The organism is Planctomycetaceae bacterium, from assembly GCA_041398825.1.
GTDB lineage: Bacteria > Planctomycetota > Planctomycetia > Planctomycetales > Planctomycetaceae > F1-80-MAGs062.
The window spans coordinates 1-16,165 of record JAWKTX010000012.1 but is presented as its reverse complement, the minus strand read 5'-3'; the positions used below and the strand labels follow the sequence as shown (position 1 = coordinate 16,165).

General features: G+C 54.8%; 13 protein-coding genes. 5 read left to right on the top strand and 8 right to left on the bottom strand.

All coding sequences use genetic code 11. The features are described 5' to 3' along the window. Window positions 1–2: 2 nt before the first annotated feature. On the bottom strand, window positions 3–431 hold the full coding sequence (locus R3C20_19935) for a VOC family protein (protein ID MEZ6042776.1): 429 nt from the start codon (window positions 429–431) through the stop codon (window positions 3–5). A 210-nt stretch (window positions 432–641) separates the two neighbouring features. Here R3C20_19935 and R3C20_19930 point away from each other — a divergent pair, with 210 nt between their 5' ends. Then, the gene (locus R3C20_19930) at window positions 642–3,674 is read left to right on the top strand and encodes a DUF1549 domain-containing protein (protein MEZ6042775.1); all 3,033 of its coding nucleotides are present in this window, start codon (window positions 642–644) and stop codon (window positions 3,672–3,674) included. Window positions 3,675–3,795: 121 nt separating this feature from the next. On the opposite strand, the gene R3C20_19925 is transcribed toward R3C20_19930, so the two are convergent. From R3C20_19925 to R3C20_19895, 7 genes are all read right to left on the bottom strand, one after another. Next, window positions 3,796–4,200 (bottom strand): hypothetical protein, encoded by a 405-nt coding sequence (locus R3C20_19925; GenBank protein ID MEZ6042774.1) that lies wholly within the window; start codon window positions 4,198–4,200, stop codon window positions 3,796–3,798. Between the two features lie 126 nt (window positions 4,201–4,326). After that, a complete protein-coding gene (locus R3C20_19920) occupies window positions 4,327–5,361 on the bottom strand; it encodes an SMP-30/gluconolactonase/LRE family protein (protein ID MEZ6042773.1) in 1,035 nt (344 codons plus the stop codon). 32 nt (window positions 5,362–5,393) lie between these two features. Beyond that, complete coding sequence (locus R3C20_19915; GenBank protein MEZ6042772.1) at window positions 5,394–5,693, bottom strand: MazG nucleotide pyrophosphohydrolase domain-containing protein; 300 nt, start codon at window positions 5,691–5,693, stop codon at window positions 5,394–5,396. 72 nt (window positions 5,694–5,765) lie between these two features. After that, window positions 5,766–8,342: a transglutaminaseTgpA domain-containing protein gene (locus tag R3C20_19910; GenBank protein MEZ6042771.1), complete on the bottom strand. Its 2,577-nt coding sequence runs from the start codon at window positions 8,340–8,342 to the stop codon at window positions 5,766–5,768. Beyond that, window positions 8,339–9,742 (bottom strand): DUF58 domain-containing protein, encoded by a 1,404-nt coding sequence (locus R3C20_19905; GenBank protein MEZ6042770.1) that lies wholly within the window; start codon window positions 9,740–9,742, stop codon window positions 8,339–8,341. Before R3C20_19905 ends, R3C20_19910 begins: the two co-directional genes overlap by 4 nt. 148 nt (window positions 9,743–9,890) lie before the next feature. Further along, a complete protein-coding gene (gene hemQ, locus R3C20_19900) occupies window positions 9,891–10,733 on the bottom strand; it encodes a hydrogen peroxide-dependent heme synthase (protein MEZ6042769.1) in 843 nt (280 codons plus the stop codon). 319 nt (window positions 10,734–11,052) lie between these two features. Beyond that, entirely contained in the window at window positions 11,053–11,991 is a 939-nt protein-coding gene (locus R3C20_19895) for an integron integrase (GenBank protein ID MEZ6042768.1), read from the bottom strand. Between the two features lie 683 nt (window positions 11,992–12,674). Between R3C20_19895 and R3C20_19890 the strand changes: the two genes are divergently transcribed. From R3C20_19890 to R3C20_19875, 4 genes are all read left to right on the top strand, one after another. Continuing rightward, window positions 12,675–13,067, top strand: coding sequence for a hypothetical protein (locus tag R3C20_19890; GenBank protein ID MEZ6042767.1), 393 nt, complete (start codon window positions 12,675–12,677; stop codon window positions 13,065–13,067). A gap of 438 nt (window positions 13,068–13,505) precedes the next feature. Continuing rightward, window positions 13,506–14,552, top strand: a complete 1,047-nt coding sequence (locus R3C20_19885; GenBank protein ID MEZ6042766.1) for a hypothetical protein — start codon at window positions 13,506–13,508, stop codon at window positions 14,550–14,552. 717 nt (window positions 14,553–15,269) lie between these two features. Next, window positions 15,270–15,773: a hypothetical protein gene (locus R3C20_19880; GenBank protein ID MEZ6042765.1), complete on the top strand. Its 504-nt coding sequence runs from the start codon at window positions 15,270–15,272 to the stop codon at window positions 15,771–15,773. A 128-nt stretch (window positions 15,774–15,901) separates the two neighbouring features. Continuing rightward, window positions 15,902–16,057: a hypothetical protein gene (locus tag R3C20_19875; protein ID MEZ6042764.1), complete on the top strand. Its 156-nt coding sequence runs from the start codon at window positions 15,902–15,904 to the stop codon at window positions 16,055–16,057. Window positions 16,058–16,165: the final 108 nt, after the last annotated feature.

Sequence of the window (16,165 nt, the reverse complement as noted above, 5' to 3'; positions counted from 1 at the left end):
GCTTACTTCCGAGCGGCCAGCGCATCGGCGCTGGTCGAAAGCTCAACGACGTGACCGTCAGGGTCGGCAATGAAAACCTGAACAGCACCATCCGGTCGAAGCTTGGCGTCATCAACAAGAGGAATCCCCAGAGACTTCAGAGTTTCAGCCGCCTGCCAGGCATCGTCGACTTCGAAGGCGAAGTGATGGTTGCGGCTGGAACGAACGGTGTCCCCCGGAAAACCCGCCGGGCCACTCAGGTCATGTTCTTCAATCAGGTGTATCAGAGTCGCCCCGGCCTGAAACCACGCACCACCGAATGAAAACGCCGGTCGTTCGACCTCCTGCATTCCCAGAAGTCCCACGTAAAAATCGCGGCTCGCCTGAACATCCCTGACAATCAGTGTCACGTGATCGATATATCGTACCTGGATTGGAGAGGGCGAATTCATGGTCCTGCTAACTTTGATAAATGTGGGGGGCCAAATCTGCATCGGTTGCCTGCGGCTGCAGTCAGGAAGGTTCTGCAGCCAGCCTGGGATTGATGCGTAATCGGCTGGAGTTTCTGCGACAAAGCCACCATCATAGCAGCACTCATCCCATGGCACAGCAACCGCCAATGCCGCGATGACGTCCGCGAATGAATTTTTCGAGCAATAGTGATGATGATGCCAACTTCAGATTCTCATTCCACACGGCCCCCCCGAGCCTATGCTGTCACTGCTCTCTCCGTCCTCATGTTGCTGTGGCCGGTGGGATTCAACAGCGCCGACGAATCCGTACGGGAGACAGTTTCAGGCCGGACCACACCAGAGACAGTTCAGGATCGGCAGAAACTCGAGTTCTTCGAAAGCCGCATCCGGCCAGTCTTAATTCAGCACTGCTACAAATGCCATTCGAACGAAACCGCAAAATCAGAAGGTGGTTTGCGGGTGGATTCCCGAGACGCTCTGCTCGCAGGTGGAGACTCCGGTGCAGCGGTTGTTGTTGGTGAGGCTGCTGGCAGCCTGATCATCGAAGCACTCAAGCACTTATCTCTGCAGATGCCTCCGGATGAACGCCTGAATGATGCGATCATTCGGGACTTCGAACAATGGATCAACGATGGTTTGGTGGATCCAAGGCATGGAAAGGTGGAAGCAAAGACTTCCTCAGTCGATTTGGACAAAGGGAGGAAATTCTGGAGCTTCCGGCCAGTCCAGAGACCTCCGGTGCCAGACCTTAACTCTGACTCCCGCGCGTGGTCTCGCACCGACATTGATGCGTTCGTCGCAGCCGGACATGAAAAAAACGGTGTGAAACCGGGACAAGATGCAACACCCGAAGAACTGATTCGGCGGCTTGCATTCGTGCTCGCCGGTCTGCCTCCGACTCCCGACCAGATCGACACATTTGTGGCGGCATGGAACATAGATCCCGAACAGGCCATGGAACAAACAATCGATCACATGCTGGCTTCACCTCGATTCGGCGAGCGCTGGGGACGTCACTGGCTGGATGTCGCAAGGTTTGCAGAATCAAGCGGCGGTGGCCGCAGCCTGATGTATCCCCATGCCTGGCGGTACCGAGATTACGTAATTCGATCCTTCAACGACGACAAGCCCTTCGATCAGTTCGTGCGTGAACAGATTGCCGGAGACCTGCTGCCGGCCAGCACTGACAAACAACGAGACGACCAGGTGACTGGTTCAGGTTATCTGATCATGGGAGCGATCAACTTTGAGCAACAGGATAAAGAATCGCTGCGGATGGATGTGATCGACGAACAGGTGCACGCCGTTGGTCGAACATTCATGGGGATGACTCTGGGTTGCGCAAGATGCCACGACCATAAGTTTGACCCCATCCCCGCGTCCGACTACTACGCGCTGGCCGGAATTTTCCGCAGCACCCACACACTGACTCCCGGGAATGTTAGTGGTTACGTCACCACCGAATTGCGAACCGGTTTCGACCCGGCGCAGCTGGAACTGTGGCAGCAAAAAGAGAAGAAACTCAAAGACGGCATTGCCGCACTGGACCAGCAAACGAATACGCGTGCGAAGCTCAGAAACGGCATCGCACTGGATTCCCTGCAGGGTGTCGTTGTTGATGATTCTGCTGCAGAATTTCAGGGAGAATGGCAGCAGTCAGCGATTCAGCCACCTTTCGTCGGAGCAGGATACCATCACAGCGGTCACGACCGCACCGGGATCCAGGTTCGTTATTCCGCAATGCTGCCGACAGAGGGGCGATGGGCTGTTCGTATGGCCCACAACTTCAGCCCAAGCCGATCAGCATCGGTGCCAGTCACTGTACATCACGCAGATGGGTCCACGGAAGTGCGAATCAATCAACAGCTTGCCCCGAATGCTGATGGCGTGTTTACGAAACTTGGTGAATATGAATTCACAGCCAATAGCCCTGCTGTGGTAGTCGTGGACGTGTCTGGTGCATCAGATGGTTATGTCATTGCGGATGCCGTGCAGTTCCTGCCCGTGGACACTGTGGCAAACGTCAAGTCACCCGGGGACGACGAACTTCGCTCTAAAAAGAGCCTGATCAGCGCAGAGGAACAGGCGGACCGTGAGACTCGGCTGAAGTCGCTGCGAGCCGAACTGGCCGCGCACATGAAGCTCAAGCCAGAATTGCCGTTGGCCATGTGTGTTGAAGATGAATCTCAACCGGCCGACTGGCATTTGCATCTGCGTGGTGACCCGCACCGGCTTGGACCAGTTATTCCACGGGGCTTCCTCACGGTCGCCACCCCGGTAAATCACTGTCGGCAGGTGGAAACCGATAAAGGTGCCGAAGGAGCCACCCTTGCAGCTGTTGCGGAGATTCCGTCGGATCAAAGTGGTCGGCTGCAACTGGCCGAATGGCTGTCTTCTGAAGACAATCCTCTGACAGCACGCGTGTTCGTCAATCGAGTCTGGATGCACGTGATGGGTGAAGGGCTGGTACGCGATCCTGACAATTTCGGAACAACAGGTCAGCCCCCGACGCATCCGGAACTGCTGGACTTCCTGGCCCATTCGTTTATGCATGACGATGGGTGGGCTCCTCGAAAACTGATCCGTCGAATGTGCCTGTCCCGCACATTTCGAATGTCGTCCGTGGTCGAAGCATCAAGGTCTGCCGACCCCGGCAACATGCTTCTCACCCGGGGATTTCAGCGCCGTATCGATGCCGAAATGCTGCGAGACTCGGTGCTGATGATCAGCGGTCAACTGGATCTGACAGTGACAAGTGGAAGAACAATTGGGCGACTATCCACCTACGATAACGGCTATGTTCACGACGATCACCCGGTGAATGCTCGCAGCGTCTTCGTTCCGTTCTTCCGCAATGCCATGCTCGATCTGTTCTTCGTATTCGACATTGCGAATCCGAATACTGTCACCGGGCGCAGAACATCAGGTACATTGCCCGCCCAATCGCTGTACCTGATGAACAGCCCGTTCATCTCGCAGCAATCCAGATTGTCCGCAGAACGATTCCTTCAGACTGTTTCTGTGGATGATCTGCGGGAAGACCAGTCTCTGGAACGCCTCCTCGATGATGCCTTCCGGCTCACAGTGGCCCGCAACGCAACGCAGGAGGAACGGTCGGTGCTGATGGAGCATCTGAAACACTGCGGCCCGGATTCCGTCGAAGCCTGGTCTGAAGTATTTCATGCCATCTTCGGATCCACCGACTTTCGGTTCATCGACTAAGCCCACCACAGTCCAGCCCTCGGGCGAATCCCCGATTCTCCGGAGCCTCGCCCGGTTCCCGAAGCAACCCCGAACACCGCACGGATAGACCCCATCGCATCAGCCAGCCTGAAGATCATGGCTACAGCAACCACCTCTCGGCACTGTTATCATCCGGCAGGATAAACGGCCGCAACACCAGGACATTGCCGTCCAGTTCTCCACGCACCGTTCTTGCCGTCGCCCCGGTTTCACGATGGTCATTGCACGCGACGAATAATTCCCATGGCAGGACGTAGTCAACTGCAATTGCCGTGGAGATTTCAGGCCTGACGTCGTCCTGCCGAACCGCAGTGACGCTGATTTCCGATCGATTGATAATGGCCTTCGAATGGATGTGCGACAAGTCGAAATCCAGCGCCGCATAAAGGTCCGGGAGATTCGAATTCAGGTACCCGGCAATGGAGTGATAATCCAGCGATCCCTGAAGATTGATGTGTACTTCCATCATGATGGCTCGTCCGGGCATCCCGAGATACCGGTCCATTCGCCAGACTGCGAGTGGACCATTGAAAACCAGCCACGTCCGCGAGACATCAGTGGCCCGTAGATTCTGTGACGAGGTCTCTCACAATTTTGCCGGGTTCCCGTTCGTTTGGTCTTCATCAGTTTGTCATGGGCTCTTAGTCGCAATGCTGAGCAGAGATCCGCCTGCTGTGATGTACAGAGTGCCGGCATCGTTCCCCACCCCGAAACTGCAGTTGGTTGGCAATTCCGACGTGGTCAGGAAATCCAGTTCTTTCCCCTGCAGATCAAAGACACCAATGCCAAACCGGGATTCACAGCGAACCGCTGCAAAGATGCGTCCATGGCTGTCGATTGTCATTCCATCGATTCCCGTTTCCGTTCCAAAATCAAACAGCGTCCGGGGATTTGTAAGTGTGTGGTTCTGTGTGATTTCGAACAGCAAAAGACGCATGGGGCCAGGGGCCTGTTTTGGTGAGTCGGCAAGTCCGACCCAACCGTTGTTGGTATCTGCCACAAGCATTTGTTTTCCACCCGGCAACGCTTCCACACCATTCGGTTTAGATGCGTCGGCAGATGCCCTGATGACTGCCCCTGTGGCAGGGTCGAACCGATAGACAGCCATCTCTGACAATTCCATCGGTTCCTGCCCAACATAACGTGGATCTGAAAAATAGATGCTTCCATCTGTCGCGACTGTCAGATCGTTCGGAGAATTGAATCTTTGACCTTCGATTCGATCTACCAGTGGTTTGACAACGCCGGTGCCGGATACTTCGCACAACGCTCGCAAACCGCCATTTGCTCCACAGCACGCGAACAATCGATCGCCCGAATCAAAGACCAGCCCGTTACTTTTGTGGCTGTCGAAACAGAACGTGGTCGTCCTTGTCGTTGATGGGTCGTACATCCAGATGCGACCGCTTGCGGCGGCGTTTCGCGGGATATCACTGAAGAAGACCAGGCCATCGGATCGAACCGCAACGCCTTCGGTGAACTCGCCATCCGCCCAAAGTACGCGTGCAGCATCGGCAGCAAAAATGGGATGATCGTCAGCAACACACGAGTTGATCCGGCCAACAAGGGCCAGACACGCCACACCGAAAGACATCAGGAGCTTTGCACACATTCCTGGAGGCCGTTCAGAGTCACAGGTCATGTCTGCAGAATTGAGTACGGGCATGGTACAACCTCGTTGCGATGTCGGGCGAAGATTCAGGGTTTTTCCGATTCGGCACAGGTACAAATCATCTGCCCGCACCCCGGACAGCCATTGCCATATTTCTGCTGGATCGCTTCTGTCAGATTGATTTCAGCAATATTTGCGATCGTCGCCAGCCAGGCAAGAACGTCTGCAAACTCACGAGCGATCTCTTCCTTCGGTGATTCTCTGAGCGCTGCGGCCAGTTCTCCGATTTCTTCCATCAGCCACATAAAAGTGCCTTCAACTCCGCGTGCCTGATCCTTTCGGGAATACATCTGATCAATCAGTTTTTGTAGTTCATCCAGTGTCATACGTCAGCCTGCGAAATCAAGATTGTGAATGAAACCGAGGTGGGAATACGAATCGCTGATCCGAAATCGATCTCAGGAATGGTCCGTTGTGGAATTCCGTAATGCCTGCTCCAGTGCGTCCAGTTCCCGCGCGATGACGGACATCGACTGTTCGTCGAGCGTTTCGTGTCCGAATCGCACGCGATTAAATGCGCTGGCGATTCTCATGGGGACGGTGACCAGTTCCGATTCACCCAGTCGCGAATGGAGAAACCGTGTTGCAGAGCTGGCGTTTTCCAACGCAGTCGAAGAATCCGTGAAGGTGATTCCGTAGGTGGTACACAATTGCTGAAACCGTTCGTAAAATCGAATCACGGATTTTGTCACGACGGCTTCATGACTGAACCGTCGCCGCAACATCTGCAGCAAACTCAACAGGCGTCGAATCGGGTGCAGCTGATACAGGCCAGCGCCGAAAAGCAGCAGCACGAAAGTAACAACACCGCCCGAGACACTGAACAGATTCCTGGGCGACGTGAACAGATGTCGAAAGAAGGCTTTGGTCGCTTCCCACAGCCCCTGTTTTTCGACGTTGTCTTTAACGGACGTGCCAAGCTCCAGAACGGGATTGAAGAAGGCCTTCTGCCGTTCCAGAGTCATATTATGAATCCCGCCGTTCCACAGATCGTTGAACGCTGTCGAAAGGTCGGTCAGAAGATTTCTGCTCTGCACGCTCGAAACCGCCTGCTGACGATCCGACGCTGGAACGGGATCCAGGGTCAACCAGTTGCCGTCGACCCAGGCTTCGACCCACGTATGCGAATGGTGTTGCTTCACTTCGTTCCTGCCGGTAACGGAGTTCAGCTCGCTTCCTGAAAACCCATTGACCAGACGAGCCGGAACGCCGGCCGACTGCAGCAGCAGGGTGCAGGCTGATGCGAAGTATTCGCAGTGACCCGCTTTTGTATTCATCAGAAAGTCTTCCACCGGGTCGATCGACTGATCCTCCCGTGTCAGCGTCAGCGAATAGCGAAATCCATTCTCCGGAGAAAGATACGCCATGACGCGATTGACCCGATCGATCTCCGGCAGAGGCATACCATTCGTCGTCGGACAGATTTCATGGGCGATGTTGTACAACCGGGGGACTGATCGCTGCAGATGATCGGTGATAAAAAAGTGCGTGGCATACCGATCGATGTATCGCAGCATCCGAATTCGTAATTCTTCGCCCAGCATGCTGGGCACCTGCCAATGCTCAAATCCGCCTTTCACAGCCGAAAGAGCACGGTCGCATTCGAATGTAAATTCACGTGGCGCATTCTGATCGATAGCAGCCCCGGACGCCCAAATCAGGGAACCCGTAACTTCACGCTGCAGAATTGATCCTGATCCCGGGGCCGCGCGCGCGTTCTTGATCGGAAACACGGCGAAGGCGAACTGACTGACCGGAGGATCCTGAATCACACGCACACGGTAATCCGCCATGTCTTTTTCACTGACCGGAGATTCTCGTTCACCAAACCTCACACGCCGTTCATCCAGCCCCCTCGACCACTTCCCATCCTTGTAGGTCCCCATCGCATTGCCACGGAACCGAATCTCATCCAGATTCATTGCCGCCGTAAAAATATCAACGTTGACAGGCTTGTTGGTGCGAGCGTCTGCAATTTCGAATTGAAAGACTCGCCCGTTGCTCGTCAATAATTTGCCAATTTCACCCAGTTGAACACTTTCGGTGAATCCCGTGCGATGAAAGATTCCTCGACGTCCGGGACCTTCTTCGTGGCCTCCCGATGTAAATGGCGAACCGGGCACCCACATTCGCGGAAAGGCGGTGAAGACGATAAATGACAGGCAAAGAGACACCAGAAACGACAGGAAGACCATGCCACGAAATCGCAGGCTCATCCAGTGTTCGTCCGTGTCCCGCTGAAGTCCATCTGTAACAACAATCAGTCGAGCGACCGCTGTAGACGGCCTCGATGATTTCTTCTTCCAGGGCAACCAGCTCCACCAGGAACGCAACCCGCTCCGCCATGACGCGTTCGACGATGGCTTCCCGGTCAAGGATTCTGCCGCACCAGAACTGTCCGCACCGGAACCTGCCGCAAGTGTCGCGGAATTTCCTCGTACATCTGATGTCGCTTCTTCAACGGTGTCTTCAGAACGCAGCACCCGGTAAAAGGAAAACAAAGACAACGTCCAGATCAACATGAACAACATGCCAATCAGCGCCGATCCAAAACCGGAGTGACTGGTCAAAACCGCCGCCACGGCCAGTTGCAGCAGACACAAAGTCACCGTCCACCAATACTGCCGCATGCTCTTTTGCAGCAGCAAAACGATCCATGTCAGATAAACAATCAGGTGACCGCCCGACAGCAGTTTTGATTCGATATCCCCCGAAACAAACTCCCACGCCGCCGCCACCAGAGCGACAATCCCAAGCGTGTTCGCCAGCAGAATCGGCAGGCGAAAGACCTTGAGTTCTTCGACGAACAGCCACGCCACCACAGCGATGACAGGAGTCAGCCCCGAAGGCAGCAACGCCCCCTCGGCACCACAAAGAATGCACGCACTGAAACACGCCGTCAGCATGATGCTGCGATGGAATGCGGATCGCAGACGTTCGTCCGACGATTTTCGTTGTTTCCCCGGAGAAGTCACTGATCGTCCTCCGACAGAGTGAAGACTTCATCCAGCTGCTCGCGATGGGCATCGATGATCGTCGTCCTCGAAAGAATCGAACCCATGCGGGACGACGAAGACCCCGTTCGATTTGCCAGCAATTCTTTGGCCTCACCAGCTCTGGGCGTAATCAGCAGGTAGCGTTCGCTGCCGTGACCGCCATCCTCTTCCGCAGAATCAAAAAGCAACTCAAGCGATGCTTTCGGTGACGTCTTCGTGATGGCCAGCGAATTCAGAGCGGCCTCACGAAATCGCGACGCGCCAGGACACTGCACGCTCGAAACCGTTTCGCCCGCGATGATCAGCCGAAATAAACCCGTTGAACCGCGACGCGTCTGTTCGACACATAACGTCGCCGCCAGGCTGATGGCCCGTTCGGACTCTTCAAAAGAGAGCTTCTGGCTGTCAAACAGATCCAGCAGCACAACCATATCTGATTCTCGCTGCTGCTCGAATTCCCGCATCAGCAGCATACCGCGGCGAGCAGAACTGCGCCAGTGAATAGATCGCGGATTGTCGCCAGTCCGGAACTCCCGAATCCGATGGAACTCGTCATCGAAGATGCCTCGACGAGATGTCGATTTGTTGATCGATTCGGCATATTCGCGTTCACGTTTCATCCAGCGTGGATTCAGTCTTCCGATGGCCGGATGCACAATCAATTCCGTGCGGTCATTCACCACCATCCCGCGTTCGCCGATACCCAGCGGAAAACGAGAACTCACGCGGATGGGACCAAGCCTGTAGATACCACGCTTTCGGATTTGTAATTGATAGCTACCCGTGCGAACCGATCGGGGCGGAACACGAACAAATGTGATCTCGGCCTCCTCACGAACCTGAGACCCCTCAATCACATCACGCACTTCAATCAGACGCGACGACATCAGGCGTTTTCCATTGGAAAGCGTCATCTGAACACTGAACACCGCACCAGCGCTCACCGATTCCGGCGCGTCACGCGTCACTGCCACCTTTTGCAGCATCAGAATGACGACCCACCCGTTCAAAACAAAAGGGCCCGCCATCATTCCGAAGACCAGCAACAACATGTTCGAATGCCCAAGCAAAGCAGCCACTGCCAGCATCAGCATGACGCCCAGGTAAACGATCCCTTCACGGGGCAGCAACACACGCGACCGCATCCCCGCTCGCTGCATCATGGCAACGATGCGCTGCCCAACGAACAGATTCACAATGCCGATCAGCAGAAACGCGGCGCCCACAATATTCAGGATGGTGGATGTATTTCCGCCAAACTCCGGAAAGTTCAGCGGCAACACCCACGCAGCAAGGAACGAAGCGATTGCCCCCAGAAACTGCAGCACAGATGACGCGCTGAAGGAAATCGGTATTCGGCTGCGAGTCGCATTACTCATGGGCTATGACCGGGCTTCCGATTGCGTGTACGGCTTGTCGAACTTGAGCTGTCGCTTCCGAACTGTCGATATCACGACAAAATCCCGTGGGCAGCAGGACCGCTGCCGCACGAACAACCGCCTGAACCTATCCGACGCCTGAAACCCGTCAGACGCGACAGTGCTCCAGAGCCTCCTTCGCTCCCATGATGTAGCTCACATAGAAGGGGCCGAATTCAGCATACTTCGCGGAGGCCTTGTCGAAACGCATACTGTACACAATGTCTTTGATGTGTTCCGGTGCGCGACTCCAAAGTGTGACTCCCCATTCCCAGTCGTCGAAGCCGGTGGATGCAGTGATCAGCTGAGACACCCGACCAGCAAAGCGAATCCCCGATGTGGCATGTTCGGCCATCAGTCGAGTCCGCTCACTGAACGGTTCGGTGTACCAGTTCGCCAGCGGATGCCTCGCCTTGTTCATCGGGTAAAAGGTCATCACCGGAAAGGCTGGAAAGTCCGGGTACAGCCGCTGCTTATTCATGGCTGGCAGCCGCTGTTGATAAGCATTGACTTTCGCCTGAAACGCAGGATCCTCGGGACTGCTGCCTTCTCGCTGAAGCCGTTCGGAATACTGCTCGATGGTCGGCACATATTCACTGACTTCCGTGATCGAAACAAAAGAATACGTCGGCACCAGTGCCGTCCCCAGTCGACTCGCACGAAGACGCTGCGTAATGGCGTCAATCTTCAGCGGGTCCGCATCCATCATCATCAGCCCCAGATCAGCTCGGTGGCCACTGACGACAGACACCTGCAGTCGATCCGGTACATATTCGCCTTCCGGATTCAGAATGTCGATCACCTCCGCCCGCCCATGCGCTCGATCTGCGGGATCGATTGCATTCAGCGCCGCCTGATCGATGCGATAGTAGATGTGCAAACAGTGCCAGCCTTCTGCAAGGCATACCGTGGGTTCTGGTAAGGGCTCAGCGTGAGCATGAGGGCGGTTCACGAGTTCACTTTCACGACAAATTGGTTGTCCGATACGTCCGTCGATCCGCGGCCATTTGAAAGGTGGTCGCCAATCGGCACTTCGCTCTTCCTGAAGAGGCGGCTTTCTGCCGGTCACTATAGGTCACGCGTCGCTGAATTTCATCCCACCCCTCAATTGCCAGACAGATTCAGCTGGCCCACCCCTGCCCGGCAACTCCCATTTCTGTCCCGGACACTCCCGGTCCCTGCCCGGCAACGCCCGGTCCCCGAGAGACAGCTGCACTCTGCCGGTGGTGAGAACCACCGGATTTGGTATGCACAACTTTGCCGTTGGGTTCCTACAAACGATCGAGCGGGCTTTTCACACCCAGAGGGCCTTGTTGCAGAACGTGCGTATAGATCATGGTGGTGCTCAAGTCGGCGTGGCCGAGCAATTCCTGGACGGTCCGAATATCGCTGCCGGACTCCAGAAGATGCGTCGCGAAGCTGTGTCGAAACGTGTGCGGAGTCACTCGTTTTTGGATGTCAGCATTCTGGACCGCCCGACGCAGCGCCTTGCGAAAAACGCTTTCATGCAGATGATGGCGATGCGTTGATCCGTCGTGCGGATCGGTCGAAAGCTTGTCGGCTGGGAAGACAAACTGCCACGCAAATTGTCGAGGAGCTTCAGGGGATTGACTCGCAAATGCATCCGGAAGCCAGGCCGATCCAAAACCGGCTTCAAGATCCTGCTCATGCAACTTTCGCACATTCTCAATCTGCAGTTTCAATGGCTCAACCGTCATTTCGGGCAACACAGTGACTCGGTCCCTGGCTCCTTTGCCGTCACGAATGATGAGCTGCCTTCGGTCGAAGTCAACATCCTTGATTCTTAATCGAAGAACTTCGTAATGGCGCAGCCCACCGCCATACAGGAGTTGAGCAAACAGCAGGGATTCTCCTCGAAGGTGTCTAAAAATGGCGGCGACTTCTTCTCGCGAAAGAACAACAGGCACTCTTTGTGGACGTTTGGCGCGAACGGCCTCCAGAAATGCAAGTTCGCGTTTGAGGACATCGCGAAAGAGAAACAAGAGAGCGTTGAATGCCTGATTCTGAGTGCTCGCGGCAACACGCCCCTGGACGGCCAGGTCACTCAGAAACTCTTTGATCTCGACTTCGCCAACCTGTGAAAAACTGTCCGCCCAGCCACCGAAGGCCTGCGCAAACCGTTCTACCCAGCCAGCATAGGCGCGTTCTGTGCGCGGAGCATAATGACGGACACGCATAAGCTTGCGCATGGATTGCAGGATCTCTGGTTCCCGCGAATCGATCTTCCCGATCAACATGGCGTCTTCGGCCTCCTTCAGAGCTTCGGAAGTTTCAGCACGAGCATTTCGGACGTCCCCTGCCTGTCTTTCATGGTCCGCCCTGGTTAACCGCTCGAGAGTCGTGCGAATCTCGGTTAAGTCCGCCTTCGTGACTTCAGAAGATGAAGAAAGTTCGGCAAGCTGCTGGTAGAACTCCAGCGCTCGAACCACTTGCAGGCGAACGAAAGCGGGTTTGCCACCGTCGCGTAGTGTTCGCAGGAAACGAATGAGGCTTTCCGGCTGAATCTGAATGCGAGTGTCGGACGACTGGCGTGTCCATCGTGCGTATCGATCAAGCCAGTAAGGAAACCATTGCGCATCGCCATCACTTAATTGTCCATTCCGGACCGCCTGTTCCATGATCTGCACCGACACAGGAATGCCCCTTTCGTGCGAACCTGGTGTTGCCTCAAGACGCGACACCTTGACACCCGTAAGCTGTGTGGGTATTTTGATACCTATCGATTGAGTGTCAATCGCACAATATCTGCCTACTGCGCGTGATATTGGATATTACTGCCTATCGCGTGTTTTTTGCCTCCAATATCAGGATATCACGCGCACTAGGAAGATAATGAAGAGTTATCCGGCTGAGATTTCTCCTGAGTACCAACATGGGACAGTTCGCTGAAGAACAGTGGTATCACGATCACGTCGCTGACATGATCGCCAAATACGGTGACATGCCGCCACCTTGGGTTTACCGTGATAATTCGCATCCGTACAGCATCGGATGGCGAATGGGTGGCGGTGAATCTCACATCATGGCACTTGGCGAATGGTGGGATAGCAAGAACAAATCTTTCGATGAACGTATTGCATATTTTCGCAAATGGCCCGCCCCGCCCCGATGGTGTGCTTGGATGGCAGACATGATCTGGGATCTTGAGCCTTGGGAGAACGAAGGCGAGTTTGACTATTCGGACTATTTCGCGAAACTAAAGGCACTCGGATTCGAGGGCACGGATGACTACGAAGCTGACCTGGATCGCGACGACTACGACTGACTTGATGTCGGACACCCAGAACGTCGGATAACCAAGCGGTGAACGGGAGCCGCGTGTGGCGCGGGTTTTGAAATCACAGTTTCTTGGCGGCCCCGTTACCGTAGTCGTTCAACTTAACCGCTTTGCGAAGTGTGTGGCTATATAGCTTTCTTTGCTGTTGATGTTTGGTCCGGATATAGGATGTCTCCAGGTTGCGTGCTTCTTCCAGGCTGGAGCGAAGATCTAGGTTCGCCTGGTCGTGTGGGAACTCCAGGTTGCGGCAGCGGTCCACGTTGTGATTGATCTCCAGGTTGCATGCGACGAAGCAGCGTGTTGAGAACTGGCACGGTGATTGATCAAAGCACTCGAATGGTGCCATCCACCTTGTCGACGGAAGCGGTTGCTGCCATTAGAGTTCAGGCGAGATTGATGTTGGTTTGTTTTTGAAGGATTTGTCCGATGCCGCGAGTGAATCGGGTGGAGATTTGTGCTGAGGATGAGGTTCAGGCATTTCATTTGATCAATCGATGCGTGAGGCGGACGCATCTTTGCGGCAGGGATCGTCGGTCGGGGAAAGACTATTCGCATCGGAAGGAATGGGTTCGGGAGCGGCTTGAGGAGTTGGCCGGCATCTTTGCGATCGATGTGCTCAGCTTTGCGGTGCTCAGCAATCACCTGCATGTGGTTGTGAGGACTCGGCCGGATGTGGTGAAGGCGTGGTCGGATGACGAGGTGGCTCTGCGGTGGTGGCGACTGTTTCCTCAGCGGCGGGATGAATTCGGGGCTGCCGCTGAGCCCACAGAATTCGAGCTCAACGTCATCCGCAACGACACTTCTGGCCTGAAGGAGAAGCGGCGTCGGTTGAAGGATATTTCGTGGTTCATGCGGTGTCTGGCTGAACCGATTGCTCGCCGAGGCAACAAGGATGACAACGTCACGGGCCGTTTTTGGGAGGGCCGCTTTAAGGCTCAGCCGCTGCTCGATGAAACGGCCATCACAGCCTGCATGGCGTATGTGGACATGAACCCAATTCGAGCAGGCATCGCGAAGACTCCCGAGGAAAGCGACTTCACCAGCGTGAAGGAACGCATCGACGATCAAGCCACCGCAGCAGAGGTCGCAACTGCGGATGCTCAGGACGCTCGCATCGAACACGGACCGAAGGCCGGATGGCTTGCGCCGATTGCGCTTGATCCGCCGAGAAAGAGAGTTCGCGAAAAGCCGAACGCTCGCCGAGCCAGCAACAAGGGCTGTCTGTCGATGACTTTGGACGAGTATCTGGAACTGCTCGACTGGACCGGCCGTCAGCTGAAATGCGGCAAGACGGGTTCCATCCCGGCATCTGCCCTGCCGATCCTCGAACGACTCGAAGTCAGCCCCGAAACCTGGATCGACCTCATCAAGAACTTCCGCAAACGATTTCGTTCAGAAGCCGGTCTGCCAAAGACTCGCCAGTCATTCCGAAGCACCCGACGCCAGTCCAGAGTCAACACCGAATTCGGGTGACTCAACACCCAGAGTAACGTATCCTCAATCCGGCTGGTGGGTTATTAGGATCAGAAGGTGGATGGCACTGATGTCTTGCACCAATCCGCTTATCCGAACGCGTTATCCAGCAAAGGCTCACCTGATGAGATCGTCGTAATCGGACTACCCGTGGCGCTCGATGACACATTGCCTTTCGTCAAGGCCGTAATGGATGTAGTCCGACATCCATCCACCCTTCGTAGTGCCGACAACGTTCTGTGGCTAATTGAGCGCAGGGACGGCGTCAAGGTTCTTCTACTAGCCTTTTGCAGCGATTTATCCTTGCCTGCCGGTGCTGCACTAAGCCGGAAGGCAGTGCTGTGATTGCATCGCGTTCACCGACAGTTCACAATACCAAGCAAATATATCCGACGCTCCTGTAAGTTTTTGGTAGCTTCAGGGCAAGTCGATTGATGTAGTCGCAAACCCTACATTTTGGCATCCATTGCACCAAGTCATGAAACACAATCTGTTCTCTTATTCGTACAGTTGGATATGGTTTTTTGCGGGCATGCTCGCCTTCGGTCTCCCAGCCGAATTCGTCTTTAGCAGTTCTCGCAATTTTTGGGGCGCGGTTGGTGGTGTCTTGTTCGTTGTCGTTGGGGAGATGGTTCACAAGCGGCGTGACAACGGAACTGCGGATGGCGATGGATAACAAAAAATGCAGCCGAGTTGCGGTCGCTGCCAAATTTCCAGTTGAGAATCAATCGCCGCAACCGGCTGATTTTGGACGTTCCTCCGCAGGTCATGCCCGCTAAGTTGCCAAACGAAACTGACTTCGATCCGTATCATGGCGACTTGGATGCGCAATGTGCATGGAGGCACTTCGGCGGCCTCACGTTGGAAGAGGCCCTCGCAAGATTTGAAGAATGCCCTGAAACCTACCAGGAAGATTTTATGTTCATGGGCGGCAAGGCGTTCGCATTTTATTTTCCGGTGATTGACCGCTTCCTGCGAAGAACAATCGAACTGCCGGAGGACCAGCGAGGAGATCGTCAATCATGGATTCTTCCGCAGTGTGTCAAAAATCAATTTGAGGGGCGGGAGTTCCGTCATGTGCAACACTTAAGGCATTCAGTACTGAGCTTATGCGACTTCATGCTGAAGAATATCGACTTGTTTGCAGGCGACTGGAGCGATGCTAAAGAAATCCAAACACAATGGAATCAACTCAAACTGGCGGTCGAGCACAATGTTTAGCGTGGATGAGCGGACGAACCATGCCATGCACGGGAGTGGCGGTGGCCAGCGTTTTGTGAAATCGAAGTCAACTCTCGCCAGCCCGTGATGCGGGTCGTTCTGTCAGCAAGGACCCAGTAGTGACGCGAATGAATCCGTATGAAACGCCGGATCACAGTTCGAATCCCGAGGAATCGCCGCCGCGCAGGAAATCCATTTCGCGAATCATGTTCATTGAGGTGCTGATTGTTGTCGGAATCATTGCTGCGCTGGTAGCGTGGTTGCCTGGAGAATGGAACAAGTAGATTCTCGCCCTGTAACCACGCTCCAATTGAGTAGAATTTCAACATCGTACTTTACCAAACCCTGTGGTCTTTAGCTTAGCTGTCCGTTGGAAAATCGGGACAGCGACG

Bases quoted from the DNA above. Each gene is read 5' to 3' on its own strand.
- R3C20_19935 (MEZ6042776.1), bottom strand. From the start codon at position 431: ATGAATTCGCCCTCTCCAATCCAGGTACGATATATCGATCACGTGACA.
- R3C20_19930 (MEZ6042775.1), top strand. From the start codon at position 642: ATGATGATGCCAACTTCAGATTCTCATTCCACACGGCCCCCCCGAGCC.
- R3C20_19925 (MEZ6042774.1), bottom strand. From the start codon at position 4,200: ATGGACCGGTATCTCGGGATGCCCGGACGAGCCATCATGATGGAAGTA.
- R3C20_19920 (MEZ6042773.1), bottom strand. From the start codon at position 5,361: ATGCCCGTACTCAATTCTGCAGACATGACCTGTGACTCTGAACGGCCT.
- R3C20_19915 (MEZ6042772.1), bottom strand. From the start codon at position 5,693: ATGACACTGGATGAACTACAAAAACTGATTGATCAGATGTATTCCCGA.
- R3C20_19905 (MEZ6042770.1), bottom strand. From the start codon at position 9,742: ATGAGTAATGCGACTCGCAGCCGAATACCGATTTCCTTCAGCGCGTCA.
- R3C20_19895 (MEZ6042768.1), bottom strand. From the start codon at position 11,991: ATGCGCAAGCTTATGCGTGTCCGTCATTATGCTCCGCGCACAGAACGC.
- R3C20_19890 (MEZ6042767.1), top strand. From the start codon at position 12,675: ATGGGACAGTTCGCTGAAGAACAGTGGTATCACGATCACGTCGCTGAC.
- R3C20_19885 (MEZ6042766.1), top strand. From the start codon at position 13,506: ATGCCGCGAGTGAATCGGGTGGAGATTTGTGCTGAGGATGAGGTTCAG.
- R3C20_19875 (MEZ6042764.1), top strand. From the start codon at position 15,902: ATGAATCCGTATGAAACGCCGGATCACAGTTCGAATCCCGAGGAATCG.